25 protein-coding genes and 1 pseudogene are annotated in these 25,633 nt (G+C 73.8%); 16 read left to right on the top strand and 10 right to left on the bottom strand.

Going from position 1 to position 25,633, the window contains the following annotated elements; genetic code table 11:
• Positions 1-2: 2 nt before the first annotated feature.
• From HUT10_RS43595 to HUT10_RS43575, 5 genes are read left to right on the top strand one after another with little or no spacing between them, the layout of a single operon-like run.
• Positions 3-875, top strand: coding sequence for a TauD/TfdA family dioxygenase (locus HUT10_RS43595; protein ID WP_176176559.1), 873 nt, complete (start codon positions 3-5; stop codon positions 873-875).
• Positions 876-897: 22 nt separating this feature from the next.
• A complete protein-coding gene (locus tag HUT10_RS43590) occupies positions 898-2,106 on the top strand; it encodes a cytochrome P450 (protein ID WP_176176558.1) in 1,209 nt (402 codons plus the stop codon).
• Entirely contained in the window at positions 2,103-2,783 is a 681-nt protein-coding gene (locus HUT10_RS43585; RefSeq protein ID WP_176176557.1) for a hypothetical protein, read from the top strand. Before HUT10_RS43590 ends, HUT10_RS43585 begins: the two co-directional genes overlap by 4 nt.
• Positions 2,784-2,785: 2 nt before the next feature.
• On the top strand, positions 2,786-4,249 hold the full coding sequence (locus HUT10_RS43580; protein ID WP_176178314.1) for a serine hydrolase: 1,464 nt from the start codon (positions 2,786-2,788) through the stop codon (positions 4,247-4,249).
• Positions 4,246-5,430 (top strand): glycosyltransferase, encoded by a 1,185-nt coding sequence (locus HUT10_RS43575; protein WP_176176556.1) that lies wholly within the window; start codon positions 4,246-4,248, stop codon positions 5,428-5,430. The genes HUT10_RS43580 and HUT10_RS43575 overlap by 4 nt, the downstream gene beginning before the upstream one ends.
• Positions 5,431-5,670: 240 nt before the next feature.
• Here the strand turns inward: HUT10_RS43575 and HUT10_RS43570 are convergent, their stop codons facing one another.
• Together HUT10_RS43570 and HUT10_RS43565 are read right to left on the bottom strand one after the other, a co-directional pair.
• A complete protein-coding gene (locus tag HUT10_RS43570) occupies positions 5,671-6,030 on the bottom strand; it encodes an L-rhamnose mutarotase (RefSeq protein ID WP_176176555.1) in 360 nt (119 codons plus the stop codon).
• A 26-nt stretch (positions 6,031-6,056) separates the two neighbouring features.
• Positions 6,057-6,818 carry a FadR/GntR family transcriptional regulator gene (locus HUT10_RS43565; protein ID WP_176176554.1) on the bottom strand — a complete coding sequence of 254 codons (762 nt, stop codon included), beginning with the start codon at positions 6,816-6,818 and terminating at the stop codon, positions 6,057-6,059.
• A gap of 152 nt (positions 6,819-6,970) precedes the next feature.
• Between HUT10_RS43565 and HUT10_RS43560 the strand changes: the two genes are divergently transcribed.
• Genes HUT10_RS43560 through HUT10_RS43545 form a run of 4 tightly spaced genes read left to right on the top strand, consistent with a single transcriptional unit; the run spans position 6,971 to position 11,166 of the window.
• Positions 6,971-8,236, top strand: coding sequence for an ABC transporter substrate-binding protein (locus tag HUT10_RS43560; protein ID WP_176176553.1), 1,266 nt, complete (start codon positions 6,971-6,973; stop codon positions 8,234-8,236).
• A 5-nt stretch (positions 8,237-8,241) separates the two neighbouring features.
• Complete coding sequence (locus tag HUT10_RS43555; protein ID WP_254897276.1) at positions 8,242-9,189, top strand: carbohydrate ABC transporter permease; 948 nt, start codon at positions 8,242-8,244, stop codon at positions 9,187-9,189.
• Positions 9,189-10,016 (top strand): carbohydrate ABC transporter permease, encoded by an 828-nt coding sequence (locus tag HUT10_RS43550; RefSeq protein ID WP_176176552.1) that lies wholly within the window; start codon positions 9,189-9,191, stop codon positions 10,014-10,016. Before HUT10_RS43555 ends, HUT10_RS43550 begins: the two co-directional genes overlap by 1 nt.
• 1 nt (position 10,017) lies before the next feature.
• On the top strand, positions 10,018-11,166 hold the full coding sequence (locus HUT10_RS43545) for a mandelate racemase/muconate lactonizing enzyme family protein (protein ID WP_176176551.1): 1,149 nt from the start codon (positions 10,018-10,020) through the stop codon (positions 11,164-11,166).
• A gap of 71 nt (positions 11,167-11,237) precedes the next feature.
• On the opposite strand, the gene HUT10_RS43540 is transcribed toward HUT10_RS43545, so the two are convergent.
• Positions 11,238-11,954, bottom strand: a complete 717-nt coding sequence (locus HUT10_RS43540) for an SDR family NAD(P)-dependent oxidoreductase (protein WP_217709692.1) — start codon at positions 11,952-11,954, stop codon at positions 11,238-11,240.
• A gap of 88 nt (positions 11,955-12,042) precedes the next feature.
• Here HUT10_RS43540 and HUT10_RS43535 point away from each other — a divergent pair, with 88 nt between their 5' ends.
• Positions 12,043-12,879 (top strand): LysR family transcriptional regulator, encoded by an 837-nt coding sequence (locus HUT10_RS43535; RefSeq protein ID WP_176176549.1) that lies wholly within the window; start codon positions 12,043-12,045, stop codon positions 12,877-12,879.
• Positions 12,880-12,894: 15 nt separating this feature from the next.
• Here HUT10_RS43535 and HUT10_RS43530 read toward each other — a convergent pair whose 3' ends face one another.
• Positions 12,895-13,803 (bottom strand): SDR family NAD(P)-dependent oxidoreductase, encoded by a 909-nt coding sequence (locus HUT10_RS43530; RefSeq protein WP_176176548.1) that lies wholly within the window; start codon positions 13,801-13,803, stop codon positions 12,895-12,897.
• Between the two features lie 129 nt (positions 13,804-13,932).
• On the opposite strand from HUT10_RS43530, the gene HUT10_RS43525 reads away from it, so the two are divergent.
• On the top strand, positions 13,933-14,601 hold the full coding sequence (locus tag HUT10_RS43525; protein WP_176176547.1) for a TetR/AcrR family transcriptional regulator: 669 nt from the start codon (positions 13,933-13,935) through the stop codon (positions 14,599-14,601).
• Between the two features lie 4 nt (positions 14,602-14,605).
• Here HUT10_RS43525 and HUT10_RS43520 read toward each other — a convergent pair whose 3' ends face one another.
• Positions 14,606-15,496 carry a LysR family transcriptional regulator gene (locus HUT10_RS43520; protein ID WP_176176546.1) on the bottom strand — a complete coding sequence of 297 codons (891 nt, stop codon included), beginning with the start codon at positions 15,494-15,496 and terminating at the stop codon, positions 14,606-14,608.
• An 83-nt stretch (positions 15,497-15,579) separates the two neighbouring features.
• Here HUT10_RS43520 and HUT10_RS52340 point away from each other — a divergent pair.
• Both HUT10_RS52340 and HUT10_RS43510 read left to right on the top strand, forming a co-directional pair.
• Positions 15,580-16,785, top strand: a pseudogene (locus HUT10_RS52340) (MFS transporter).
• Positions 16,782-17,459, top strand: a complete 678-nt coding sequence (locus tag HUT10_RS43510; protein ID WP_176176545.1) for an alpha/beta fold hydrolase — start codon at positions 16,782-16,784, stop codon at positions 17,457-17,459. Before HUT10_RS52340 ends, HUT10_RS43510 begins: the two are co-directional and overlap by 4 nt.
• Before the next feature lies 1 nt (position 17,460).
• Here the strand turns inward: HUT10_RS43510 and HUT10_RS43505 are convergent, their stop codons facing one another.
• A complete protein-coding gene (locus HUT10_RS43505; protein ID WP_176176544.1) occupies positions 17,461-18,234 on the bottom strand; it encodes a maleylpyruvate isomerase family mycothiol-dependent enzyme in 774 nt (257 codons plus the stop codon).
• Between the two features lie 115 nt (positions 18,235-18,349).
• Between HUT10_RS43505 and HUT10_RS43500 the strand changes: the two genes are divergently transcribed.
• Entirely contained in the window at positions 18,350-19,933 is a 1,584-nt protein-coding gene (locus tag HUT10_RS43500) for a long-chain-fatty-acid--CoA ligase (RefSeq protein WP_176176543.1), read from the top strand.
• An 11-nt stretch (positions 19,934-19,944) separates the two neighbouring features.
• On the opposite strand, the gene HUT10_RS43495 is transcribed toward HUT10_RS43500, so the two are convergent.
• From HUT10_RS43495 to HUT10_RS43485, 3 genes are all read right to left on the bottom strand, one after another.
• Positions 19,945-21,189, bottom strand: coding sequence for a cellulose binding domain-containing protein (locus tag HUT10_RS43495; protein WP_176176542.1), 1,245 nt, complete (start codon positions 21,187-21,189; stop codon positions 19,945-19,947).
• Between the two features lie 163 nt (positions 21,190-21,352).
• Positions 21,353-22,123: an SDR family oxidoreductase gene (locus HUT10_RS43490; RefSeq protein ID WP_176176541.1), complete on the bottom strand. Its 771-nt coding sequence runs from the start codon at positions 22,121-22,123 to the stop codon at positions 21,353-21,355.
• Positions 22,120-22,872, bottom strand: coding sequence for an SDR family oxidoreductase (locus HUT10_RS43485; protein ID WP_176176540.1), 753 nt, complete (start codon positions 22,870-22,872; stop codon positions 22,120-22,122). Before HUT10_RS43485 ends, HUT10_RS43490 begins: the two co-directional genes overlap by 4 nt.
• A gap of 170 nt (positions 22,873-23,042) precedes the next feature.
• Between HUT10_RS43485 and HUT10_RS43480 the strand changes: the two genes are divergently transcribed.
• Positions 23,043-23,849, top strand: a complete 807-nt coding sequence (locus HUT10_RS43480; protein WP_176176539.1) for a hypothetical protein — start codon at positions 23,043-23,045, stop codon at positions 23,847-23,849.
• Positions 23,850-23,855: 6 nt separating this feature from the next.
• On the opposite strand, the gene HUT10_RS43475 is transcribed toward HUT10_RS43480, so the two are convergent.
• Positions 23,856-24,818 (bottom strand): zinc-binding dehydrogenase, encoded by a 963-nt coding sequence (locus HUT10_RS43475; protein WP_176176538.1) that lies wholly within the window; start codon positions 24,816-24,818, stop codon positions 23,856-23,858.
• Positions 24,819-24,949: 131 nt separating this feature from the next.
• Here HUT10_RS43475 and HUT10_RS43470 point away from each other — a divergent pair, with 131 nt between their 5' ends.
• Positions 24,950-25,558, top strand: a complete 609-nt coding sequence (locus tag HUT10_RS43470) for an SGNH/GDSL hydrolase family protein (RefSeq protein WP_254897520.1) — start codon at positions 24,950-24,952, stop codon at positions 25,556-25,558.
• The last annotated feature ends 75 nt before the right edge of the window (positions 25,559-25,633 follow it).

Here is a 25,633-nt window from a genome sequence, read left to right as displayed (position 1 = left end):
CCATGGAGCAGTACGAACTCGACGCCGTCAAGCGGATCACCACCCGGCCGGCGCGCAGCTACCGGACCCTGGCGGTGCGCGGCCTGACCCCGGTGCTCGGCGCCGAGGTCACCGGCCTCGACCTGACCCGGGACCTGACCGAGGACGAGCTCACCGAGCTGAAGACGGCGTTCCTGGACCACCACGTGCTGGTGTTCCGCGACCAGGACATCACGCCGGACGACCACCAGCGCCTGGCCGCGCACTTCGGCGAGCTGCGGCCGGTGAACCCGCCGCCCGAGCACGGGAACCCCTACATCCTGGAGGTCGCGACCGCCCCCGAGGCGGTCACCGTGTTCGGCAACGGCTGGCACGCCGACGGCACCGCCGACGAGGAGCCGTCGCTCGGGTCGATGCTGCACATCACCGAGATGCCCGAGCCGGGCAGCGGCGGCGACACGCTCTTCGCCAACATGCACCTGGCCTACGACATGCTTTCGCCGCAGCTGAAGGAGTTCCTGACCGGGCTGACCGCGATCCACGACGGCGCGCACGCCTTCCGCGGCCACAAGATCCCGGACGGCTACGTCCCGCCGGTCAGCGAGCACCCGGTGGTCGTGCGGCACCCGGAAACCGACCGGCCGCTGCTGTACGTCAACCCGGCCTACACCTCCCGCATCCCGCAGCTGTCGGCCGACGAGAGCCAGGCCGTGCTGGACCTGCTGTTCTCGATCGTGCCGAACCGGCCGATGCTCGCCTGCCGCGTCCGGTGGGAGCCGAACACGCTGGTGTTCTGGGACAACCGCTGCGTCCAGCACCACGCGACCTACGACTACTACCCGCACACCCGCTTCGGTCACCGCGTCGCCATCAACGGCGGCCCGCTCAAGGGCTGACCCCGCTTCCCCGAGGAGCCTCATGTCGTCCGAACCCGTGGTGGACGTCCGCGATCCGGCCGTCCTCGACGATCCGATGCGCGGCTACGACCGCATCCTGGCCACCGCACCGGTCTGCCGGGCCCGGCTGCCCGGCGGCCAGGAGGGCTGGCTGGTCACCGGCAGCGCCGAGGTCCGCGCCGTGCTGGCGGATCCGGCCGTGCGCAACGACCCCACCGGCCTGCCCGGCCAGGGCGCGCAGACGCAGGAGGAGACGTTCCTCGCGCTGGGCACACCCCCGGAGCACCTGCCCTACCTGCGCGCGAGCCTGCTCAGCCTCGACGGCGCCGAACACGCGCGGCTGCGCCGGAGCATCAGCCACGCGTTCGGCGCGGCCCGGGTCGCCACGCTGCGCCCGCGGGTGCAGCAGATCGTCGACGAGCTGCTCGACGGACTGGGCGCGACGGCGAACCTGCTCGACGAGTACGCCTACCCGCTGGCCATGGCCGTGGTGTGCGAGCTGGTCGGCGTGCCGGAAGCGGACTGGGCGGACTGGTGGCGCTGGGGCAAGGTGCTCGTCGACGGCGACCCGGCGCGGATCACCCCGACGCTGGGCGAGATGTTCGCCTACTGCCACGCGCTGGTGGACCGCCGCCGGGCCGAGCCGCGCGCGGACCTGCTCAGCGAGGTCGTCGCCCAGGACGACCTGACCGACGTCGACGCGGTGGCGCTCGTGGTGTTCCTGGTGCTCGCCGGGCACGAGACGATGGCGAACATGCTGGCCAACGCCGCGTTCGCGCTGATGCGCGACCCTGCCCAGCGGGAGCTGCTGCGGGCGGAGCCGGAGCTGTGGCCGGCCGCGGTGCGCGAGCTGGTCCGCACCGACGGCCCGGTCCAGCTGGCCCGGTTGCGGTACGCGGCCACCGACCTGGAGGTCGGCGGGGTGCCGATCAAGGCGGGCGACGCGGTGCAGGCGGTGCTCGGCGCGGCCAACCGCGACCCGGCGCAGTTCGCCCACCCGCACACCGCGGACGTGCGGTGGCAGGCCGAACACGGTGGCCGGGAGGGCAGCGTCGGGTTCGGCTGGGGACCGCACTTCTGCCTCGGCGTCGCGCTGGCGAAGCTGGAGGCGGAAGTCGCGCTGCGGAGCCTGTTCGAGCGCTTCCCGGCGGTGGAACCGCTCGGCGAAGCGGCGTGGGTGCCGCTGCCACGGGCCCGGCACCGGGTCGCGCTCGAGGTGCGGCTGCGGTGAACGCCCCCGATGTTTCGGTGATCCTGCCCTGCGCCGGGTTCGGGACGCGGTTCGGAGCGCCGTACGCGAAGGAGCTGCACTGCCTGGCGCCCGGGGTCACCGTGCTCGACCGCAGCCTGGAAGCGGTGGTGGAGCTGGTGAAGAGCGGGCTCGGCGTGCGCGTGGTCGTCGTGATCGGCCCGCACAAGCTGGACACCGTGAAGTACCTGGCGCGCTACGCCGGGACCTTCCAGCTGGTCTTCGTCTACCAGGACGACGTGGCCGCGCCGGGGCTCGACGGGGCGATCCGGTGCGCCCTGCCGCTGACGTCCGGCCCGGTGGCGCTCGTGCTCCCCGACATCGTCGTCAGCGGCGTGGGCAGCTTGTGCTCCGCGGTGCGGGAGGCGGCCGTGACGGGCTGGAGCGTGGTGGCCGCCGAAGAGCGGGATCCCGGTGTGCTGCGGCAGATGGGCGCGCTGGCGGTGACCGGCGGGGACGGCGTCGTGACCGTCGAGGCCGCCGCCGAGAAGCCGGCCGACCCCGCGGGCTTCAACGCGCTCTGGGGCATGGTCGCGGTCACCGAGGCGCAGGCGCACCGGCTGCCGGACGTGGCGCGCCGCGACGCGGCCAGCCCGCTGGCCGGCGCCCGCGCGCTGATGGTGCGGCGGATCGTCAACTACAACACCACCGAGGGATGAGCATGCTCGACGACGTCATGGCGGCGCTGGAGGCCGTGCTGCCCCGGCTGGCCGCGGTCACCGGCACGCCCGGGGTCGCCGTCGCGGTGGCGACGAGCGACGAGCTGCGCACGGCCGCGACCGGGTACGCGGACCTGGCCGCGCGCACGCCGATGACCGCCCGGACCGTCGCGCCCGCGGGCTCGCTCACCAAACCCGTCACCGGCCTGGCGTTCCTGCAGCTCGTCGAGGCCGGGATGGCCGGGCTGGACACCCCCGCCGACCAGGTGCTGCCCGCGGGGCTGCGCGGCCCCGATGCGGTGCCCGCCACCACCGCGATGCTGGCCGCCCACCAGGCCGGCTACTCCAGCGACATCGTCACCGCGGTCGCACCGACGGCGCCGGCCGAGCCGATCCTCGACTACGTCCGGCGGCGGCACGAGACCGGCCGCGCCGTCGAGTACGGCGGCGCGCGGCCGCTGGCGACGGCTCCGGGGTCCTATGTGTACTCCAGTTTCGGGGTCGGGGTGCTCGGCGGCGTGGTCGAGCACCTGGCCGGCGAGCCGTACGCGGCCCGCGTCCGCCGGGACGTGTTCGCCGCGACCGGGATGGCGGACACGAGCATCGACGACGGCACGGGGACTCCCGGCGGTGCCACCGGGTACGCCGCCTTCGGCGACTGGTGCGTGCCGAGCCCGCCCCTGCGGACCGCGGCGCACCCGGGCGTCGGGATGCACACCAGCGCGGCGGACTTCGCGCGGCTGCTGCAGTCCCTGCTGCGCACCGCCCGTGGGGAGCGCGGGCTGGTCGGGCCGGAGTCGCTGGCGGCGATGGTGACCCCGCGGGCCGAGCGCCCGAGCCCGCACGGCGTCCGCTCGTTCTCCGGCCTGACCCTGGAGCTGGCCGATCCGGAGCTGGGCGAGGACTGGTGGTGGGGGCACACCGCCGCGTTCCCCTGGGGCTTCTGGTGGGAGGCGCGGGTCTGGCCGCACCGGGACCTGGCCGCGGTCGCGGTCGGCAACCGGTGGGACATGGCCCGGTTTCACAACCCGGCGACGCGCAGCGCACCGGGGCTGGCCGTCGAGTGGGCGGGCCGCTGGGCGGTGTCCGGCGCGCCGGCGAAGCTCCCCGACATGGACGGGCGGCCCCGGTGGACCGGTCCCCGGCCCACGCCGGAAAGCTCGCACTGGATGGGGGTCCTGCTGGGCGAGCGCACGCACGGCCTGCTCGGCGTGCCCGACCGGCTGCCGGTGGCGGCGCTGGCCGGCGGCGCGCGGTCCCTCGGCGACGGCGACACCGGCGGCTGGGACCCGGCCGCGTTCGAGCGCGGCGTGGACCAGGCCCGCGCGGTGGCGCCGGACCCGGCCGCGCTCGGGGCGCTGGGCCGCGAGCTGGGCCCGGCCGCGGCGCTGTGGATGCTGGAGTGCGGCGCGGCGGGCGCCGACGTCACGATGCCGGTCGGGTTCTACGCGGGAGCACCGCGGTGACGCGGGTGCTGCTGTCGACGTACGGGACACGCGGCGACGTCGAACCGCTGGTGGCGCTCGGCGTCGAGCTGCGGGCCCTCGGGGTGGCCGTGCGCATGTGCACCCCGCCGGACGAGGAGTTCACGGACCGGCTGGCCGGGCTCGGGATCGAGCCGGTGCCGGCCGGCCCGCCGGTGCGGGCGCTGATGAGCGCGGCGGCGCCCCCGACACCGGCGGAACTGACCCGCTACCGCACCGAGCTGCTCGAAACCCAGTTCGACGTCCTCCCCGCGGCGGCCTCGGGGTGCGCGGCGCTGGTGGCGGCCGGCCTGGCGCAGGTCGCCGCCCGGTCGGTGGCCGAGGCCGCGGGCATCCGCTACGTCTACGTGACGTACGCGGCGGTCAACCTGCCGTCGCCGCACCACCCACCGCCCCCGCGGCCGGGCTGGCCGGAGCCGGCGGACGCGGACAACGCGGCGCGGTGGGCGCTCGACGCCGAGCGGGTGAACGAGCAGTTCCGCGAGCCCCTCAACACCCACCGCGCCGCGCTCGGGCTGTCCCCGGTGGCCGACGTCCGCGGCCACGTCTGTTCGGACCGGCCGTGGCTGGCGGCGGACCCGCTGCTGGGCCCGCCGCCCCCGGGTCTGCCGGTCGTCCGGACCGGCGCGTGGACGCTGCCGGACGAGCGGCCGCTGCCGGAGGACCTGGCGGAGTTCCTGGCGGCCGGGCCACCGCCGGTGTACGTCGGTTTCGGCAGCATCATCCCGGCGCCGGACATCGCGCGCTGGGCGGTGGAGGCGTGCCGCGCCCGCGGGTACCGGGTGCTCGTTTCCCGGGGCTGGGCGGACTTGGCGGTGGACGGCGGTTTCGCGATCGGCGACGTCAACCACCAGAGCTTGTTCGCAAAGCTGGCGGCGGTGGTCCACCACGGCGGCGCGGGCACGACCCAGACGGCGGCGCGGGCGGGGGTGCCGCAGGTGGTGGTCCCGATCCGGTTGGCGGACAACCCGTACTGGGCCGGCCAGGTGGCGGCCCACGGGACCGGTGTCGCCCTCGACGGTCCGACGCCTGAGTCTCTTTCCGCGGCTTTCGACGTGGCGTTGGCGCCGGAGACCCGCGCGCGGGCGAAGGCGCTGGGTGAGCGGATGCGGGCGGATGGCGCGAAGGTGGCCGCGCGGAGGCTGCTCGACGAGCTGCGCTGAGCCGATCGAGGGTCAGCCTGTCCGACCGTCCACAGAGGACTCGGTCGGCGAGGTGCCGACGAGGGTCGGCCAACGCCCACCTGCGCTGCCTCCCAGGGCCCACCGCAATCCACACACCCGGAACTCGCCCACACCGGCGAAGCCGCCGCGAACGATCGAGAGCCACTCAGCCTCCCCGCCCGCGCGAACCCCCGATCGCAGCATCCGGGCAGCCACCCGCCGCCCGGATTCAACCCGCCGTCAGCCTGTCCGACCGTCCACAGAGGACCCTTCCGGCGAGAGATGCCAGACCTCCTCCATCGGCGTCCACCCCGAACTACCGTCACCGCCCGAAAGCGACTCCTGACAAGGATCCGTGAACGTCCACCACCGCTGCGTCTCCGGATCCGCCGCGATCCGCGCCTGGTCCGCCTCGTGGTCCTCACCGACGTACTCGTAGTACCCGAACAGCAGATCGTCGTGCAGGAAGATGCTGAAGTTGCGGATGTTGGCCTTCCGCAGCATCTCCTCCACCGACGGCCAGACCGCGGCGTGCAGCCGCAGGTACTCCTCCCGCTTCTCCGGGCGCAAGCGGATCAGCATGCCGTAACGCTGGGCCATGGAACTCCTTCGCAACGAACCTGCGGTCAACGCTCGAGACGGCCGGCGTCGCCGGCGGAGGCCGGGCGGCGGGCCAGCCATGCTTCGGTGATGTGGTCGAACATCGCCTTGCCGGCGCCGTCCGCGTCGCCGGCCGCGATGCGTTCGTACACGCGGCGGTGCCCCTTGTTCGACTCCACGCACAGCGCTCGCTCGCTCGGGCCCACGTACCGGGCCGTGTTGACCACCTGGCTCTCCAGCGCGCGCACCACGCCCCGGGCCAGGCGGTTGCCCGACACCTGCATGATCGTGTCGTGGAAGGCGAGGTCCTGCTCGCGGTAGGCGGCGGAGTCGTCGACGAGCTCGTCCATCAGGTCCACCAGCGCGCCCAGCCGGTCGACGACGTCGCGGCCGGCGGTCCGGGCGGCGACCTGGGCCATGTCCGCTTCGAGCAGCCGGCGGGTCACCACCAGGTCGTCCAACACGGCCGAGGTCTCGTCCTCGGTGATCACCGCGGCCAGCACCAGCTCGTCCAGCATGTTCCACATCGACGCCGGGTTCACCACCGTGCCCGCGCCCTGCCGGACCTGCACCAGCCCCTTCGCCTGCAGCAGCTTCACCGCTTCGCGGACGACCGTCCGGCTCACCGAAAAGCTCTCGCACAGCACCGGTTCGGCGGGCAGCGACGTCCCCGGCGGGTGCACCCCGCGCACCACGCGTCCCACGAGTTCGGCGGTGACCGCGCTGGCCAGGTTCGCCGGGCGGCGGACCCAGTCGGGAACAGCGGGTTGCGCGTCGGATGCCGTCATCGTTCCTCCGGTCGTACGTGCGCCGACCTCCATCGAACGCAGCTGGAGTTTACACAGCGGGAACGTTGACGTCATACGTCATACGAGTTACCTTTCTGCGCACTGCGCCGGGCCACTCCCCGTCCGGCCACCGTCTGGAGAAGTGAGCAGCGATGAAGCGCACACTGTTCTCGGCCGCCCTGACCGTGGCGTTGGCGTTGACCGCGGGCTGCGGCAGCGCCGCCGGCCCGGCCGCCCCCACCGGTGACGCGAGCGGCAAGCTCGTGGTCTGGGACTGGAAGTCCGGCGACGCGAAAGCGGCGAGTTACGTCGCGAAGGCCAAGGCGGACTTCGCCAAGCAGCACCCCGGCGTCACCGTCGAGTTCGTCGCCCAGCCCTACGACCAGTACTACACACTGCTCGGCGCCGCGGTCCAGGCCAAGCGGGGGCCGGACGTCATGCTCTTCAACGGCGGCGGCCAGATCCGCGACCGGGTCGCCGACCTGGTGCCGCTGGACCCCTACGTCGCCGACGACCGCTCGCGCCTGAGCGGCTGGGACGCCTTCAGCAAGGACGGGAAGACCTACGCCGAGCCGGTCACCCTGCAGGGCCACCCCGTCTACTACGACAAGGGGCTCTACGAGAAGGCCGGGCTGGACCCCGCCGCCCCGCCCAGGACCTGGGAGGAGTTCGTCCGCGACTGCGGCACCATCTCCGCCAAGACCGGCGCGAAGTGCCTCGCCCTCGGCAACAAGGAAGGCGCCGGGATCCAGTTCTGGCTGTCGGCCATGGGCACGGCGAGCCTGACGCCCCAGGAGTACACCGACTGGATCGCCGGCAAGCGGAACTGGACCTCGCCGGACGTCAAGCGGGTCTTCGAGCTGTGGAAGCTGGCCAACGACTCGGGCCTGAACACCGACGGCCCCAACTCCACCGCGATGTTCAACGACGCGTTCGCGCTCTTCCAGTCGAGCAAGGCCGCCAACGTCATCGGCCTGATGTCCGACGTCGGGCACTGGAAGGACTTCGCCGAGTTCCTCGGCGCGGACAAGGTCGGCGTGATGACCGCGCCGCAGGTCAACCCGGCCGCCACCCCGAGCCTGCCCTACGACGGCGGCATCGGGTACGCGGTCGCGAAGAGCACCAAGGACCCGAAGCTGGCCGCCGACCTGGTCCGGTCGCTCAGCTCGACCGACGCACTGAAGTCCTTCTACGCCGACAGCGGCGCGATCGCCGCGGACACCTCGATCGACGTCTCGGCGGCCGGCCCGGCCGTGGCGACGATCGTTTCGGAGGTCAAGACCGGCAAGCCCGCCCTGCACGTCGCCCTCTCCTCGAAGACGCTCGACCTGATGGGACGGCTCTCGCAGGAGCTGCTGAGCGGGTCGATCGGCGTCGACGAGGTGCTGCAGCAGCTGGCCGCCTCGGACAAGGGCTGACCAGCGTGCCCGGGTACTCCCCCGCCCCGGTGGACCGGGCCCCGGCCCGGCCCGCCGGGCGGCCCGCGCCGGCCCGCCGCGCGCCCCGCGGGACGCGGCTCGAGCGCTGGGCGCCGCTGGTCCTGGTCGCCCCGGCCGTGCTGATCGTCCTGCTGCTGCGGCTGTGGCCGCTGCTGCTCGGCGTCAACTTCTCCTTCACCGGGGACGGCGACCGCAACGGCACGGCCGTCGGCTTCGACAACTACGTCGCGCTGTTCGGCGATCCGCTCTTCCGCACCGCGCTGCGCAACGTCGGGCTGCTCGTGCTGCTGCTCCCGGTCGCCGTCGCGATCCCCGGCCTGCTCGCCACCTTCATCCACCTGAAGGTGCCGGGCCACCGGGTCTACCGCGGCGTCTACTTCTTCCCGGCCGTGCTGTCGCCGGTGATCGTCGGGACGATCTTCAACCTGCTGCTGGCCTTCGACGGGCCGGTCAACGCGCTGCTGGGGCTGGCAGACCTCGGCCCGGTGGACTGGCTGGGCAACCCCGGCGTGGCCATCTTCACCGTCGTCGGGGTGCACGTCTGGGCGACGTTCGGGATGGCGCTGGTCGTCTTCCTCGCCGGGTTCTCCACTTTGGACTCCTCGCTGCTCGACGCCGCCAAAGTGGACGGTGCGTCGCTGCTGCAGACCCTGCGGCACGTGATCGTCCCCGGCCTGTCGCGCACCATCCAGTTCGTCTTCGTCACCACCATGATCGGGATGCTCACCTCGATGTTCGGGCTGCTGTACGTGATGACCAGCGGCGGCCCGGCGGGGTCGACCTACCTGCCCGAGTACTACGTCTGGATCCAGCAGGGGCAGCTGAACCAGCCCGCGCTCGCCTCCGCGGCGTCCACCGTGCTGTTCCTGATCATGCTCGTGGTCGGCCTCGCGCAGATCGCCGTCCTGCGCCGCACCGGTAAGGAGGACTGATGACCGGTTCCCGGCTGACGAAGTGGCTCGCCGCGGTCCCGATGGCCGCGCTCGCACTGGCCACGATCTACCCGCTGGTGTTCACCGCCAATGTCGCCATGAAGGACCGCCGCGAGTACACCCTCGACCGGTTCGCCCCGGCCGGCGCGCTGCGCTGGGACAACATCGCCCGGGCGTGGACGAGCGTGGGGATGTCCCGGTACTTCCTCAACTCGGTCGTCGTCGTGGCCTGCTCGGTCGCGGTCCTGCTGCTGCTGGGGTCGATGGCCGGCTTCGCGCTCGGCCGGCTGCGCTTCCGCGGGTCGTCGGCGGTCTTCCTGGGCATCCTCGCGGCGTTGTTCGTGCCGTTCCAGGTGATCATGGTCCCGCTGGCGCGGATCATGGCGAGCTCCGGGCTGATCGACACCTACCCGGGACTGGTGCTCGCCTACGTGGCCCAGTTCCTGCCGTTCACGGTCTTCCTGATGACCAGCTTCTACGCGGCCGTGCCGCCGGAGATCGTGGACGCGGCCCGCATCGACGGCTCGACCGTCTACGGTGTCTACTGGCGGATCATGCTGCCGCTGGGTGCCCCGGCGCTGCTGTCGGTCGGGGTGCTCAACGCGCTGTTCTGCTGGAACGACGTCCTGATTTCGCTGCTGCTGATGCCGTCCGCGGAGCACCGGACGCTGATGGTCGGGGTGACGGCGCTGCGCGGGCAGTATTCCGCGGACATCCCCACCTTCGCCGCCGGGGTGCTGATCGCCGCGGTGCCGGTGCTGCTCGTCTACCTGTTCCTGCAACGCCAGATCGCCGACGGGGTCACCGCCGGGTCGACGAAGGGATGAAATGCGCATCACTGGTTTCCGGGCCCTCACGACCGTCCAGGACTGGGGCCGCCCGGTCGGCGACGCCAACGGCGTCCACGCCGGCGGCGTCGTCCGGATGCCGCTCGTCGTGGTCGAGACGGACGAAGGCGTCACCGGGGTCGGGCTCGGTTCGCACGTGCAGGCGGAGACCGTCTTCGCCGCGATCGAGGGCGAGGACCCGCGCGGCGTGACGGCGCTGTACGACCGGATGCTGCGGCGGACGTTCAAGGCGGGGCACGCCGGCGCGGTGTTCGGCACGATCGGCGCGTTCGACACGGCGTTGTGGGACATCAAGGCGCAGCTGGCGGGCGAGCCGCTCTGGCGGCTGCTGGGCGGGCGGGACCGCCGCGTGCCCGCGTACGCCTCGGGGCTCGACATCGCCCTGGACGACGACGAGCTGGCCGAGCTGTACCGCACGTACGCCGCGCACGGGCTGCGCGCGGCGAAGCTCAAGGGCGGCCTGGACATCGACCGCGACCGCCGCCGCCTGACGCTGGTCCACGACATCCTGTCCGAGGCGGGCGGCGGCCGGCCGGGGCTGATGCTGGACGTCAACGAGAACTGGACGCGCAAGCAGGCCGTCCGGCACGTCGCCGAGCTCGAGCGGACCCTCGACCTGACCTGGATCGAGGAGCCGGTGCGGCGCTGGGACGTGGACGGCCACGCGGCCGTCGGCCGGGGCGTGCGCGCCTCGGTCGCCACCGGCGAGAACCTGACCGGGCTGGAGCAGCACCGCCCGCTGATCGCGGCGGGCGCGGTCGACGTCGTCCAGACGGCGGCGGGCTGGGGCATCACCCACTTCCTGCGGGTCGCGGTGCTCGCCCACGCCCACGACCTGCCGGTGAGCCCGATCGGCACCACCCCGGTCGGCCTGGTCCACGCGGCGACGGCGGTGCCGAACCACCTGGTGACCGAGCTGCAGGACCTCACGCCCCCGGTGGGGATCTTCCTGGACCACGAGCTCGGCGACGGCGCGTTCCTGCTGAGCGAGAGCCCCGGGCTGGGTGTCCACCTGGACGAGGCGGCGATCGCGGCGGTGGGACACCGGTTGCCGGACCCGGAGTCGGGAGGGTCCCACATCAGACCGGACCGCGCGGGCTACCACCTCCTCCCGGCGGCCGGCGCCTGAAGCGCCCGGACGGCGCGAAGGCTCGAACCACGCCTTCGCGCCGGACGCCGATGCGTCCACAGTGGACGGAGTCACCACGGCACTTCGCCGTGCTCGTCGAACAGTCCCCCGCTGGGCCCGTCGTCCGGAAGCGTCGCCAGCCGGATCGCGATCCTCGCGCCCTCCGCCGGGGTGCTCGTGCCGCGGAACCCGTTGAGGTCCGTCGCCACGTAGCCCGGGCACGCGCCGTTGACCTTGATCCCCGTCCCGCTCAGCTCCTTGGCGTACTGGACCGTCACCGCGTTCAGGAACGTCTTCGACGGCGCGTACGCCCCGCTCACCCCGCCGAGGTCCACCCCCGGCGTGGTCTGCAGCGTCAGCGACCCCACGTGGCTCGAAAGGTTCACGATCCGCGGCCGCGCGGAGCGGCGCAGCAGCGGCAGCAGCGCGTTCGTGACCCGGACGACCCCGACCACGTTGGTCTCCACCACCGCACGCAGGCTCGCCGCCGTCACCGTCGACGGCTCCTCCGGCCACGCCCCGGCGACACCCGCGTTGTTGACCAGCACGTCGAGCCCTCCGGCGAGCAGCCCGGCCGCCGCCGCGGCACTCGCGTCGTCCGTCACGTCGAGGGGGACGCCGAACGCGTCGGCGCCGTCCGCGACCAGCTTCGCCACCGCCTCCTCGCGACGCCGCTCGTCGCGGGCGCCGATGCCCACCCGCCAGCCCAGCGCGCCGAGGCCGGCCGCGATCTCGTACCCGATTCCCTTGTTCGCACCCGTGACCAGTGCGATCGTCTGTTCGCTCACGTCGCCGATCGTGGCCGGGGCGGCGCCGGGAACCAACACCGTCCGCGTCCGGTATCGATACCCGGACGACATCGATTACCCTGGCCGGGTGGAGACGCGGGAGCTGCGGTACTTCGTCGCGGTCGCCGAGGAGCTGCACTTCGGGCGGGCCGCCGAGCGGCTCGGCATCGCGCAGCCGCCGCTGTCGCGGGCCGTCGCGCGGCTGGAACGGCGACTCGGCGTCACCCTGCTGGAACGCACCAGCCGCCGGGTCTCGCTCACCGACGCCGGCGCCGTGCTGCTGGCCGAAGGCCGCGCCATCCTCGCCGCGGTGACCGCTGCCGAACGGCACGCCCGGCTGGCCGCGACGAGCCGGCCCACGCTCGTCCTGGCCGCCAAGGCCGGCGCCGCCGGCGACCTGCTGCCGAAGCTGCTCGACCGGTACGCCGCCGAGCCGGACGCCGCCGACGTCGAGCTGCTGCTGTGCGAATCCCAGCCGCACCGGCCGCTGCTCGACGGCCGGGCCGACGTCGCCCTGCTGCACCGGCCCTTCGACCCGGTGACCGGGTTGGACACGGAGGTGCTGGCCACCGAGGGGCAGTTCGCCGTCCTGCCCGCCTGGCACCCGCTGGCCCGCCGGGCCGAGGTCCGGCTGGCCGACGTCACGGCCCTGCCGGACCTCCCGCTCGCCCGCTGGCCGGGTCCCGGCGGTGCCTACCCCGACGGTCCCGGCGCCGAGGTCCGCAACCTGACGCAGCTGTTCCAGCTGATCGCCCTCGGCCGCACAACGGTGGTCATGCCCGCCTCCGGCGGCGCCCACCGGATCGAGGGCCTGGCCACCGTGCCGGTCGTGGACGCACCCCCGGTGACGACGGTCGTCGCCTGGCCGCCGCACAGCCGCTCCCGGACCCTCGCGGCCTTCGTCCGGGTGGCCACCGGCCTTTGAGCCGCGGCGCCGGGCTCAGCCGATCGGGAACTTCACCGCGGTGAGCTCCTCCGACACCGCCCACAGCCGCCGCTGGATCGACGCGTCGTAGGACTGCGGGCTCGAGGACACCACCTCCGGCCGCCCGCGGTAACCACCCGGTCCCGCCGGCCCGTAGTACTGGCCTCCCAGCGCGGACGGATCCGTCGCCGCGCGCAGCACCGGCAGCGCCCCACGCTCCGAGCTCTGTGTGAACAACGGCGCCACCAGCGGGAACACTGCCCGCAGCGCCGCCGGTGAGTTGCGCATCAGCTCCGTCCGGGCCACCCCCGGGTGCGCCGCGATCGACGCCGTCGTGCCGTGCGGGGCCAGGCGGCGTTGCAGCTCGTAGGCGAACATCAAGTTCGCCAGCTTCGCCTGCCCGTACGCCGCGACGCGGTCGTAGGACTTCTCCCACTGCAGGTCGTCGAACCGGATCCCGGCGCGGATGCGGTGGGCGATGCTGGCCACCGTCACCACCCGGGACCCCTCGACCGGCAGGAGCAGGTCCAGCAGCAGGCCGGTCAGCGCGAAGTGCCCGAGGTGGTTCGTGCCGAACTGCAGCTCGAAGCCGTCGCGGGTGGTCTGGCGGGGCGGGTACATCACGCCCGCGTTGTTGATCAGCAGGTCGATCTTCGGCAGCGTCGCGTGCAGGTCGGCCGCCGCAGCCCGGACCGACTCCAGGGAGGCCAGGTCCAGCTGCTGCACGGTGACGTCGGCGTCCGCGCCCAGCCGGGCGGCCGCCTGCTTGCCCTTCGCCACGTCGCGGACCGCGAGCACCACCGTGGCGCCGCGCTCGGCCAGCACCTTCGCGGTGTCGAAGCCGAGGCCGGTGTTGGCGCCGGTGATCACGGCCACGCGGCCGCGCTGGCTCGGGACGTCGCGTTCGGTCCAGGTGTCGCTCATGGTGGTCCTCCGGGTTCCCGGTCCTTGCGGACCGTCGGTCTCTTATGCTTCCGACGCTAAGGAACCGTCGGTCTATTGTCAAGAGACTGCCGGTCTTCAATATCTCCGCACGGGCGTTACGCTGGTCTCATGACGTTCCAGCGGGCGCGCAGCGCCGAGCAGCGGGAGGAGCGGCGCCGCACCATCCTCGACACGGCGCTGAAGATGCTCGGCGAGATGCCGGTGGCCGAGGTCAGCCTCAACGAGCTCAGCCGCCGGGTGGGCCTGGCCAAGTCGAACGTCCTGCGCTACTTCGAATCCCGCGAAGCCGTGCTGCTCGAGCTACTGGACAGCGCGCTGCGCGACTGGCTGGCCGACGTGGCGGGCGAAGTGACCGCGGGCGTCGACCCGGAGCTCCCGGCGCCGGAGCGGGCCACGGCGTTCGCCTCCGTCATCGCGCACTCGCTGGCCGGCCGCACCGTGCTGTGCGACCTCATCGGCGCGCAGGCCGGCGTGCTGGAGCACAACGTGTCCACCGACGTCGTCGTGCGGTTCAAGCGATCCGCCCTCGGCGGGCTGGACGCGATGGCCGAACTGCTCCGCCGGTCCGTGCCCGAGGTCGGCGGCGAGGCCGGGCCGGTGTGCTTGCTGGCCATGATCCTGGTCGGCGGCCTGTGGACCCACTGCCGCCCGTCGCCCAGCGCCCTCGCGGCCTACGAGGCGGACCCGGCGCTGGCCGCGCTCCACCTCGACCTGGCGCCGGCCCTGGAGCACGGCCTCGCGCTGCTGATCACCGGGGCGATGGCCCGCACCGCCTGAGACGTCACACCCGCCCGAGCTCGCCCGCGACTTCGACGGCGATCTCCCGGGCGCGCGCGGCCAGCGGGGATTCCGTGCGCCCGGACGGCCGGTACAGGGCCAGCTCGCGAGCCGGGGACGGCGTCAGCGGGTGGATGTCCAGCCGGTCGTCGGACCAGGCGTCCTGGCCGTGCAGGGCCAGCCACGGCAGCACCGCCCAGCCGATGCCCGCCCGCACCATCGAGAGGATCGTTTCGTGGCCCGGCGTGCGGAACACGAACCGCGGCTGCGCGCCGGCGCGGGCGAACGTGCGCTCCAGCCACCGCTGGTGGTGGGTGCGCGGCCACGCCACCATCGGCACGCCGTCGAGCCGCTTCACCCGCACCGGGCCGTCCGGCAGCGCGCCGGCCCCCGTCACCAGCAGGTACGGCTCCTCGAACAGGGTGACGCGCTCGACGTCGCCGTCGACCGGACCGTCGTGGAAGAGCAGGTCGAGCTCGCCGAGGCGCGGCTCGTCCGGCGGCACGTCGGACAGCCGGATGTCGCAGCCGGGGTGCTCGTCCAGCAGCCGGCGGATGACCGACGGCAGGATCACGTTCGACACACCCGGGAAGGTGCCGATGTCGATCCGGCCGTGCCCGGCCCGGAACCGGTCGACCGCGTCGGTGAGCGCGCCCGCCTTCGCCAGCAGCTCACGGCCGTGGGCCAGGACGACCTCGCCGAGCCGGGTGATCCGGACCGGCCGCGGCCCGCCGGGCCGGTCGAAAACCGGGCCGCCGACAGCCTTCTCCAGCGCGGCGATCTGCTGGCTCACCGACGACTGCGTGTAGCCGAGCCGCGTCGCCGCCTGCCCGAACGTGCCTTCCTCGGCGATCGCGGCCATGGTCCGCAGGTGCCGCAGCTCGAAGTCCGCCATAGCGCCTAACATAGCCACAGCCGATCGATTCGATCGGAATTCATCGCTTTTCGCGATGCTTTCGCCGCCTTAGCGTCGTTCCCATGACAGCCACCACCGCTCCGGTCACCACGGCCTCCCGGCTCGTCTGGTCCCTCGCGGCCACGCACTTCGTCGGCCGCGCCGGCGGTGTCGTGCGGTCGTTCCTGGTGCTGTACCTGACGCAGGCCCGGCACCTCTCCCCCGCGACGGCGGGCGCGGTGGTCGCCGCGGTGGGCCTGGGCGACATCGGCTCCCAGGTGCTCGGCGGCTGGCTCGGCGACCGGATCGGCCGGCGCACCACGATGCTGGCCGGGTTCGCCGGCTCCGCCGCGGCGCTGACCGCGCTCGGCTCGGCGGAGTCGCTGCCCGCGATCTGGGTGGCCGCCGTCGGCGCCGGGCTGACGCTGGAGCTGTTCCGCCCGGCCGGGTCGGCCGCGGTGGCCGATCTGCCGTCGTCACAACGGATCCGCGCGTTCGGCTCGCTCTACTGGGCGGCCAACCTCGGCTTCTCCGTCGCCACCGTCACGGCCGGGGTCCTGGCCCGCCACGGGTACGGGCTGCTGTTCTGGATCAACGCGCTGACGTAACTGGCCGCGGCGCTGATCGTCTGGCGCCTGGTGCCGGAAACCCGGCCGGCAGGACCGGCGCGGACACGGCCGCCGCTGCTGCCCGTCGTGCTTCGCGACCGGCTGATGCTGGCCATGCTCGCGCTGCACGTCGGCTACTTCACGCTGTTCCTGCAGACGTTCACGACGTTGCCGCTGCTGATGACGGACGGCGGTCTCGGCCCCGCGGCCTACGGCGGCGTGCTGGCGCTCAACGGGATCGCCGTCGTGGCCCTCCAGCCGCCGGCGGTCCGGCTGCTCGCGGGCCGCAACGGCACCGCGGTGTCGGCCGTCTCGATGCTCCTGGCCGGGCTCGGCGCCGCCCTGGGTGCGGTGAGCCACGGCACGACCGCCTTCGCCGGTTCGGTCCTGGTGTGGACGCTCGGCCAGATCGGGATCGCCGTCCGCTTCGGCGACACGTTCGCCGGTCTCGCCCCGGCCGGGCTGCGCGGCGGCTACCTGGGCCTGGCCTCGACCACCTGGAGCGTCGGCGCGGTCCTCGGCCCGCTCGCCGGGACCGCGCTGTTCGCACTGGGCGGCGCGACCGTCCTCGGCGTCACGTGCGCCCTCGGCGGGATCGCCCTGTTCGCCGCCCGGCGGGCGCTCGGCCCCGCCCTGCGCCGCCGGAATCCCCGACCCACCGACGAAAGGAAGCACCCATGAGCACCTACGTCCTGATCCACGGCGCCGGCGACGGCGGCTGGTCCTGGCACCGGGTCGCCGCCGAGCTGGAGGCCCACGGCCACGAGGTGGTGGCCCCGGACCTGCCCGCCGGCGACGACACGGCCACGCTCACCGGCTACGCCGACGCGGTGGTCGCCGCCGCCGGCCACCGGACGGACGTGGTCGTGGTCGGCCACTCCTTCGGCGGCTTCACCGCACCCCTGGTCGCCGACCGGCTCGCGGCGGACCGGCTGGTCCTGGTGGCGGCCATGATCCCGGCGCCCGGCGAGTCCCCGGACGACTGGGGCCGGAACACCGGCTGCGGCGAAGCGGTGCGCGCCCGGTCGGCCCGCGACGGCGGCCTCACCGGCCACACCGACCCGTACGTCGGCTTCTACCACGACGTTCCGCGCGCCCTCGCGGACGAGGCGATGAGCCGGGAACGGGCCCACCCCTCCCCCGCCGCGATGAAGCAGCCGTGGCCCTTGGACGCGTGGCCGGACGTGCCGACGCGGTTCGTGCTGGGCCGCGAGGACCGCTGCTTCCCACCGGAGTTCCTCCGGAAGCTGGCGGCCGAGCGACTCGGCGTCGTCCCGGACGAACTCACCGCCGGGCACTGCGTCGCGCTCAGCCGCCCCGCCGAACTGGCCGGCCTGCTCGAGAGCTACCGGTGACTCAGAAGCCGGGGAACACCCGGCGCAGCTCGTCCAGCGTGACCGCGCCTTCGACGGTGACACCCTTGTCGTACGGCGCCTTCAGCCGGCCGTTCACCAGCCGGACGAACGCCTCCGCGGGCCCGGCGAACGTCGCGGACGGTGCCTCCAGGTGGTCCACCACCGTGACCGCGTCGTCGATCACCAGGCCGGCGCCCGGCAGCGCCACGGAGACCGGGTTCGCCAGCTCGGCCGGCTTCGCGAGGAAGCCCAGCATGAACCCGGCCGGTCCGGCCAGCAGGTCGACCACCGCCGCGGCCGAATCCTCGGCCACCCCGGCGCTCTCGTCGAACGCCGCGCGCACGTCCCACGAGTGGTTGGCCACCTCGTTGAGCCGCAGGCCCAGCGCCGTCACCAGCGGGACCGGCTCCGGCAGGAAGCCGAGGTCGACGGTCAGCGAGGACCGCTGCTCCGGCGTGATGGCCTCGACGGTTTCGAGCCAGCGGGCGTTGTGCTCCAGGAAGCCCTCGGCCTGCGCGCGCGGCGCGGAGGCGTCCCAGCGGGCCCAGATCGTCGGGTTGTCTTCGGCGGCCACGGTTTCGCCGAGCGCCCGCGCGATCGGCGCGCGGCCGATCTCGGCCCCGCTGCCGAGGTGGGACAGCACCTGGGCGACGGTCCATTCGGCGGCGCCGCTGGGCGCACCCAGCTGGTCGTCGGTGAGGCCCCGGACGAGGGCGGCGAGCGTGTCGTGCTCGGAACGGAGGGCGGTGATCGTGCGGTCCACAAGAGGGCTCATGTGACCCACAACTCCGCCGGGAGCACGTCTGTTCCGCGCGGTGGACCCGCGACCGGCACCCGTGGTAGAAGTAGAACCTGTTCCACTTTTGCCGCCGGTGCGTGGAGGTGCGCGGATGAGCGTTCCGACGGTGACCGGGCTGCTGCTGGCCCGCGCCGGCGACGAGCGGCCGGGCCTGCGGTTCGAAGACGAAACGTGGTCATGGGCCGAGCACGTCCGGACGTCCACGCGCTGGGCGGCCGGCCTCCGCGAAGCGTTGCGCCCCGGCGAACCACCCCACGTCGGCGTCCTCGCCGACAACGTCCCCGCCTTCTCCTTCCTCCTCGGCGCCTGCGCCTTCGCCGGAGCGGTCCTGGTCGGCCTCAACCCCACCCGGCGCGGCGCCGCCCTCGCGCGTGACGTCCGGCTCGCCGACTGCCAGTTCGTGCTGGCCGAACCGAAGTACCGGCCGCTGCTGGCCGGGCTCGACCTCGGCGGCGCCGCCGTGCGGGACCTGGAATCGTGGGCGCCGGCGAACGACCCGGTCGAGCCCGTCCCCGCCACCGCCGACGACCTGCTGATGCTCATCTTCACCTCCGGCACCAGCGGCGACCCGAAGGCCGTGCGCTGCACCCACGGCAAGATCGCCTTCCCCGGCGCGATGCTCGCCGACCGCTTCGGCCTGTCCGCATCGGACACCGTGTACGTCACCATGCCGCTGTTCCACTCCAACGCCGTCATGGCAGGCTGGGCCGTCGGGCTCGCCGCCGGCGCGGGCATCGCGCTGCGCCGGCGGTTCTCCGCCTCGGGCTTCCTGCCCGACGTCCGGAAGTTCGGCGCGACCTACGCCAGCTACGTCGGCAAGCCACTGTCCTATGTGGTCGCTACGCCGCCGCGGCCGGACGACGCGGACAACCCGCTTCGCCTCGTCTACGGCAACGAAGGGGCGAGCGCCGACCTGGCCGCGTTCGGGGAACGGTTCGGCTGCAAGGTCGTCGACGCGTTCGGCTCCACCGAGGGCGGCGTCGGGTTCGCCCGCACCGACGACACCCCGCCCGGCTCGCTCGGGCGCCCCACCGGCGACGTGGCCATCCTGCACCCGGACACCGGCCTGCCGTGCCCACCGGCCGAGTTCGACGGCGACGGCCGGCTGGTCAACGCCGCCGAGGCCGTCGGCGAGCTGGTCAACACCGCGGGCGCCGGCTGGTTCGCCGGGTACTACCGCGACCCGGCGGCCGACGCCGAACGGCTGCGTGGCGGCCGGTTCCACACCGGCGACCTCGCCTACGCCGACGCCGACGGCTTCTGCTACTTCGCCGGGCGGCTGGGTGACTGGCTGCGCGTCGACGGCGAAAACCTCGGCACGGCCCCGATCGAGCGCATCCTGCTGCGGCACCCGGCGATCACCGAAGCCGCCGTGTACGCGGTGCCGGACCCGGTGACCGGCGACCAGGTGATGGCCGCCGTCGTCACCGGCGGCGGGGCGCTGGACCCTGCCGGGCTGGGCCGGTTCCTCGCCGCCCAGGCCGATCTCGGGCCCAAGCAGGTGCCCCGGTACGTGCGCACGGTCCGCGAGCTCCCGCGGACGCCGACGTTCAAGGTCCTCAAGCGGCAGCTGGCCGCCGAGGGCCTCGACGGCGACGTCTGGGAACGCGCCGGGACCGGCATCGCCTACGCACCACTGGCGCCGGGGTCACGCCGGCCCGCCGCGCGGACGTGACCCCGGGGCGGTCAGGCGGTGGTGCAGGCCGCGCCGTTGAGCGCGAACGCCGTCGCCGCCCCGGTGTTGCCGGTGTGGCCGGCCTGGAACCCGATGGTGGTCGACGCACCGGGCGCGAGCTCGGCGTTGTAGGCGACGTTGGTCGCGGTCACCTGCCCGCCGGCCGGCGCGTAGGTGGCGCTCCAGCCCGAGGTGATGGTCTGGCCCGCGGGCAGGGTGAAGGTCAGCGACCAGCCGCTGACCGCGGCCGAGCCGGTGTTCGTGATGGTGATGTTCTCGGTCAGGCCGGTGTTCCACGCGTTGACCGTGGTGCCGACCCGGCAGGCGCCGGTGCCCGGCGGCGGGTCGTCCGGCGGCGGCGTGGTCGAGCCGAACTGCGAGAAGAACTGCCAGACCAGGGCCGGTACCCAGGTCCGCGACCCGCTGTCCCCGGTCGCGCCGTCCTGCGGGGCGGCGATGTGGCCCTCGTCGAAGGCGGCCCACTGCACCGGGTACCCGGCCCGGCAGCCCGCGTAGCTCGTCACCCGGTGCGTCAGGCTGCCCTGCGCCGGCTCGGGCGGGTTCTGGGCGGTGCAGCCGTTGTTGGCCACGAACCGGTCCCGCAGCGACCGGCCGCCGGAGATGCCGAGCACGTTGTCCCGCAGGCCGTGCACGCCGAGGTAGGCGATGGGCTGCGTGCCGCCGCTGCACCCGCTGAGCACGCCGCCGGACTGCACGGCGACCGCGCGGAACACCGTGGCCCGCGAACAGGCCAGCGAGTAGCTCATCGCGGCGCCGTAGCTGAAGCCGACGGCGAACAGCTGGCTCGTGTCGACGCAGAGATCGCCCTCCAGTGCCCGGACGAGGTCGTCGACGAAGGTGACGTCCTCGCCGCCGGAGTTGGCCCAGCCGTTGTTGAACCCCTGCGGCGCCACGAAGATCGCGCTGTTGTTCGCCAGCTGCTGCAGGCCGTAGTAGGCCCAGGCCCCGGTTTGCACGGTCCGGCCGGTGTCGACGTCGGTGGCGGTGCCGCCCAGCCAGTGGAAGCCGAAGATCAGCCGGTAGGGGTGGGTGCGGTCGTAGCCGTCGGGGATGCGCAGGATGTAGTTGCGGCTCTTCCCGCTGGTCTGGATGGTCCGCGTACCGCTGGTCAGCGTCGGCGCCTTCCCGCAGCCGGCGGTCGCGGCCGCCGGTTGCACCGGCGCGCTCTCGGCCACCCCGCCCACCACCGGCAGGAGCACGGCGGCGGCCAGGGCCACCAGGACCTTCCTCATCATCACGGGCTCCTTCCGGCGATCGGCAGGCCCGATGCTGAAACCGCCGCATCCGGGCTGTCAACCGGCCGTGGAGTCGTGGCAGGACAAGGGCTTCCGCCGGGGTGAAACTTTCAGCGGGCCGCGTCGGAAACCCTTGTCGCGAAAGCGATCCGGCCGTGACCGGTCACAGCTCCCCGACGGCCGCCTCGACCTTGCGCTGCAGCTTGTTCATCCCGCCGAGCCACCGGTCGGTCTCGGTGGCGCGCGCGGCGTAGTAGCCCGCGACCTCCGGGTGCGGCAGCACCAGGAACCGGTTCTCCGCCATCGCCGCGAACAGCGCGTCCGCCACCTGCTCCGGCTCGATCGCCGACGCGCCCATCAGCAGCTGGCCCGCCGTTCCGGTGTTCTCCAGCATCGCCGTGCGCACGCCCTGCGGGCAGATCGCCTGCACGGTGATGCCGCGGTGGCGGTAGGTCGCCGACAGCCACTCCGCGAAGGCCAGCGCGCCGTGCTTGGTCACCGAGTACGGCGCCGAGCCGAGGCTGGTCAACAGCCCCGCCGCGGACACCGTCGCGATGAAGTGGCCCTTGCCGCGCTCGAGCCACGCCGGCAGCAGCAGGTTCGCCGCGCGGACGTGGGACATGACGTTGACGTCCCAGGTTCGCGCCCACACCTCCTCGCCGCTTTCCGCGCCGCCGAAGGGCGCGATGCCCGCGTTGGCGCAGAAGACGTCGATCTCGCCCAGCGCCGAGCGGGCGCTGTCGATCAGCTTCGTGACGCCGTCCAGGCTCGCGACGTCGCCGGCGAAGGCCGTCCCGCCGACTTCGGCGGCCACCTCCGCGGCCTTGTCGCCGTCGAGGTCGGCCACCACGACCCGAGCTCCGTCGGCGGCGAAGCGGCGGGCCAGCGCGGCCCCGATGCCACCGCCGCCCCCGGTGACGACGACGCCGGTCACAGGCCACCGCCCAGGGTCACGCCGCCGTCGAGGACCACCGTCTGCCCGGTGATCCAGGCCGCGTCGTCGGAGAGCAGGAACGCCACCGCGCCCGCGATGTCCGACGGCACGCCGAGCCGCTTCATCGGGTACGCCGAGGCAACCTCCTCTTCGCGGCCCTCGTACAGCGCGGTCGCGAACTGCGTCTTGACCACGGCCGGTGCCACGGCGTTGACCCGGATCTTCGGCCCCAGCTCGGCACCGAGCTCGACGGTCAGCCGCAGCAGCGCGGCCTTGCTGACGCCGTAGAGGCCGATGCCCGGCGAAGCGCGGATCCCGGCGACGGAGGAGACGTTGACGACCGCGCCGCCGTGCTCGCCCATCCACGCGTCGCGGGCGCGCTTGGTCCAGCCCAGCGGCGCGAGCACGTTGACGGCGAGGATCTTCGCCGCGGCGGCCGGGTCGATGTCCAGCGTGGGGCCGTAGGCGGGGTTGATGCCGGTGTTGTTGACCAGGTAGTCGAGCCGGCCGAAGGTCTCGATCGTCCGGGCGACCGTCTCGTCCTGGTGGTCGGTGTCGTCGGCCTTGCCGGCCACGAACATGGCGACGTCCGGGCCGCCGAGGGAGCTGACGGCCTCTTCCAGGGCCTCCGTCTTGCGCGCGGTGAGGCAGACCTTGGCGCCGCGCTCGACGAGCGTCTTCGCGATCCCGAGGCCGATGCCCCGGCTGGCCCCGGTGACGATCGCGACGCGATCCTTGAACGAGTTCACGTCAGTGTGTCTCCTTCGGGTGTGGTGCCCGGCACATACCAAGCAGTCGGTCAGTGGCCATTATGCGCGATGCGGCGGAGGTCTCAAGGTGGACACCCGTCACACTCTCACCGCCCGAACCGTGATCTTCACGCGCTAGCTTCCCCGGATCACGACTCCGAGGAGGCCCCGTGCGCAGAACCGGTCTCGCCATCGCCGCGGCGGCACTCCTCCTGGCCGCCTGCGACCCCGGACCCGGTGGCACCGCGCCGGCCGGCCCCGCCACCCCGGCCGCTCCGGTCACCGACGTCGCCCAGCTCGTGGCGGCCGCGCGGGCCGGCATCGCCGAGGCGCCGTCGGCCGCCTTCACGACGACCGCGGTGCTGGGCACGAACACCACGGACACCCCGGGCTCGCTCGGCTTCGACGGCAGCACGTGCCGTCTCACGATGACGGTGGACGGCAGCGAGCTCCGCGTGATCGGCAAGAAGACCTTCACGCACGCACCGGCGGGAATCCCCGGGAAGGAGTGGGTCGGCACCGACCCGGACAGCACCGACCCGATCGCCCGGATGGCGGGCGGGGCGATCCCGGTGGTCGCCAAGCTGCCCGACCTCTGCGTGGCGCTGGCGGAGATCGAGCGGACCGGCCGGATCGTGTCCGCGGAGCAGACCCGGCTCGGCGACCTGCCGGTCGACCACTACCGCCTCGAACTCGACACCGCGAAGGCGCCGGAGCTGTTCCCCGAGTTCGCCACGCCGCCGCTGGACGGCAAGCCGGCCCGGACGAGCACCGCGAAGCTGCCCGCCGAGCTGTGGCTGGACGCGGCCCGGCGGCCGGCGCGGTTCACCGTCGACCTGTCCACCGGGTTCCCCCAGGGCGACCCGGCCAGGGGTACCACCGACTACCGCGACTGGGGCAAGCCGGTGGACATCCAGCCGCCGCCCGCCGACCAGGTCGCCGACCTCGGCGAGCTGATGAAGAAGATGGGCACCTGAGGCGGTTCACCGCACCCGGAGCACGAGCTTGCCGGTCGTCGCCCCGGACTCGAGGCGGCGGTGCGCGGTCACCGCGTCCGCCAGCGGCAGGGTTTCGACGTCGACGCGCAGGGTGCCGTCGGCGACGGCCGCGACGGCGCGGCGCAGCGCCCGGCCCGCGGCTTCCGGGGCCACCGCGGAGAACGCGGCGAGGTTGAAGCCGGACACGGTCTTGCCGGTGAACCAGAGCTCGTTGGCCGAGACGCCGACGTCCTCGGCGCCGGAGGCGTTGCCCATGACCACCAGGCGGCCCATCGGGGCGAGCCGGTCCAGGCTCGCGCGGCGCGCCGGCCCGCCGACCATGTCGACCACGACGTCGAACTCCCCGGTGTCCCCGGCCTGGTCGCGCAGGACGGCTTCGTCGTAGCCGAACGCCTTCGCGGCGGCGATCTTCGCTTCGCTGCCGACAGTGCCGACCACCCGCCCGGCCCCGAGCAGCCGGGCGACCTGGCCCAGCTGGCTGCCGACCCCGCCGGCGGCGGCGTGCACCAGCACGCGCTCGCCGGGGGCCAGCCGCGCCACCCGCTCCAGCACGAGGAACGCGGTGGTGCTGTTGGACGGCACCGCGGCCGCCACGGCCAGGTCCGTCTCCGGCACCGGCGCGACGAGGTGGGCCGAGGTGGTGACGACCTCGGCGTAGCCGCCGCTCGCCACGATCGTCAGCGCGGCGACCGGCTGGCCCACCGACAGACCCTCGACACCGTCGCCGAGCGCGCGGATCCGGCCGGAGACCTCGATGCCGGGGACGAAGGGCAGCGGGACGTCGACCACGCCCTGCCGGTAGAGGACCTCGGCGAAGTTGGCGCCGGCGAAGGCGACGTCGATCGAGACCTCGCCGGGCCCGGGCTCCGGAACGGCCACGGTGCCCAGCCGCAGCACCTCGGCCGGGCCGAACTCGGGGATGGTGGCCGCGTTCATGGTGTTCGTCATGCGCTGATCGTGCGGCGGCCGCGCCGGCCGGACCAGGCCCGGCCCAGCCTGGGTCGGCCAGGACCAGGTTGACCGCGCCGGACCGTTCCGTCACGGGAAACAACCACGCCTCGGCCACGTTGTACGGGGTGATGACTCCACCACTCGATTTCTGTGTCCTCGGCGACTCACTGGCGGCCGGCGTCGGCAGCACCCGCGAGGACGACACCCTCGGCCGCCGGCTCGCCGTCCGCCTGCGCGACGCGGGCCACACCGTGCGCCTGCGGACGTTGGGCGTGCCCGGAGCCCGCTCGGCCGACCTCGAACGCCAGGTCGGCGTCGCCCTCGGCGAGCGCGTCGACCTGGCGCTGATCGTGATCGGCGCCAACGACCTCGCCGGGTTCGTCGCCCCCGCGGTCGGCGCCCGGCAGCTGCACGACGCCGTGGCCAGGCTGGTCCGCGCGGGCGCGCGCGTCATCGTGGTGCCGGCGCCCGACCTGGGGATCGTGGCCAGGGTGCCGGGCCCGTACCGACAGCTGGTCTCGGCGGCCAGCGGCCACTACGCGCAGGCCCAGACCGAAGCGGCCGTCCGGGCGGGCGGCGCGGTGGCGACCGCGGGCCCCGAGCTGGCCGCCCGGTTCGCGGCCGAGCCGGCGTTGTTCTCCGCCGACCGGTTCCACCCGTCGTCGGCCGGCTACGCGGTGATCGCCGACGGGCTGGCCCCGCACGTGCTGGCGGCTGCCGCGGACCGGGCCGCCTGAGCCGGTTCGCCCCCGTCAGCGCCGCGCGGCCAGGCCCGCCCCAGTCGGCAGTGCTGGCGCCCACAACCAGGGAAA

Source organism: Amycolatopsis sp. Hca4 (assembly GCF_013364075.1).
In the GTDB taxonomy this organism is placed as follows: domain Bacteria; phylum Actinomycetota; class Actinomycetes; order Mycobacteriales; family Pseudonocardiaceae; genus Amycolatopsis.
This window is presented reverse-complemented; position numbering and strand designations above follow the sequence as displayed.

Coding starts and splice junctions, on each gene's coding strand:
- HUT10_RS43570 (WP_176176555.1), bottom strand. CDS start 6,030: ATGGCCCAGCGTTACGGCATGCTGATCCGCTTGCGCCCGGAGAAGCGG.
- HUT10_RS43500 (WP_176176543.1), top strand. CDS start 18,350: ATGAGCGTTCCGACGGTGACCGGGCTGCTGCTGGCCCGCGCCGGCGAC.
- HUT10_RS43470 (WP_254897520.1), top strand. CDS start 24,950: ATGACTCCACCACTCGATTTCTGTGTCCTCGGCGACTCACTGGCGGCC.
- HUT10_RS43520 (WP_176176546.1), bottom strand. CDS start 15,496: ATGGCGGACTTCGAGCTGCGGCACCTGCGGACCATGGCCGCGATCGCC.
- HUT10_RS43510 (WP_176176545.1), top strand. CDS start 16,782: ATGAGCACCTACGTCCTGATCCACGGCGCCGGCGACGGCGGCTGGTCC.
- HUT10_RS43475 (WP_176176538.1), bottom strand. CDS start 24,818: ATGACGAACACCATGAACGCGGCCACCATCCCCGAGTTCGGCCCGGCC.
- HUT10_RS43590 (WP_176176558.1), top strand. CDS start 898: ATGTCGTCCGAACCCGTGGTGGACGTCCGCGATCCGGCCGTCCTCGAC.
- HUT10_RS43525 (WP_176176547.1), top strand. CDS start 13,933: ATGACGTTCCAGCGGGCGCGCAGCGCCGAGCAGCGGGAGGAGCGGCGC.
- HUT10_RS43495 (WP_176176542.1), bottom strand. CDS start 21,189: ATGATGAGGAAGGTCCTGGTGGCCCTGGCCGCCGCCGTGCTCCTGCCG.
- HUT10_RS43560 (WP_176176553.1), top strand. CDS start 6,971: ATGAAGCGCACACTGTTCTCGGCCGCCCTGACCGTGGCGTTGGCGTTG.
- HUT10_RS43580 (WP_176178314.1), top strand. CDS start 2,786: ATGCTCGACGACGTCATGGCGGCGCTGGAGGCCGTGCTGCCCCGGCTG.
- HUT10_RS43565 (WP_176176554.1), bottom strand. CDS start 6,818: ATGACGGCATCCGACGCGCAACCCGCTGTTCCCGACTGGGTCCGCCGC.
- HUT10_RS43550 (WP_176176552.1), top strand. CDS start 9,189: ATGACCGGTTCCCGGCTGACGAAGTGGCTCGCCGCGGTCCCGATGGCC.
- HUT10_RS43545 (WP_176176551.1), top strand. CDS start 10,018: ATGCGCATCACTGGTTTCCGGGCCCTCACGACCGTCCAGGACTGGGGC.
- HUT10_RS43505 (WP_176176544.1), bottom strand. CDS start 18,234: ATGAGCCCTCTTGTGGACCGCACGATCACCGCCCTCCGTTCCGAGCAC.
- HUT10_RS43530 (WP_176176548.1), bottom strand. CDS start 13,803: ATGAGCGACACCTGGACCGAACGCGACGTCCCGAGCCAGCGCGGCCGC.
- HUT10_RS43595 (WP_176176559.1), top strand. CDS start 3: ATGGAGCAGTACGAACTCGACGCCGTCAAGCGGATCACCACCCGGCCG.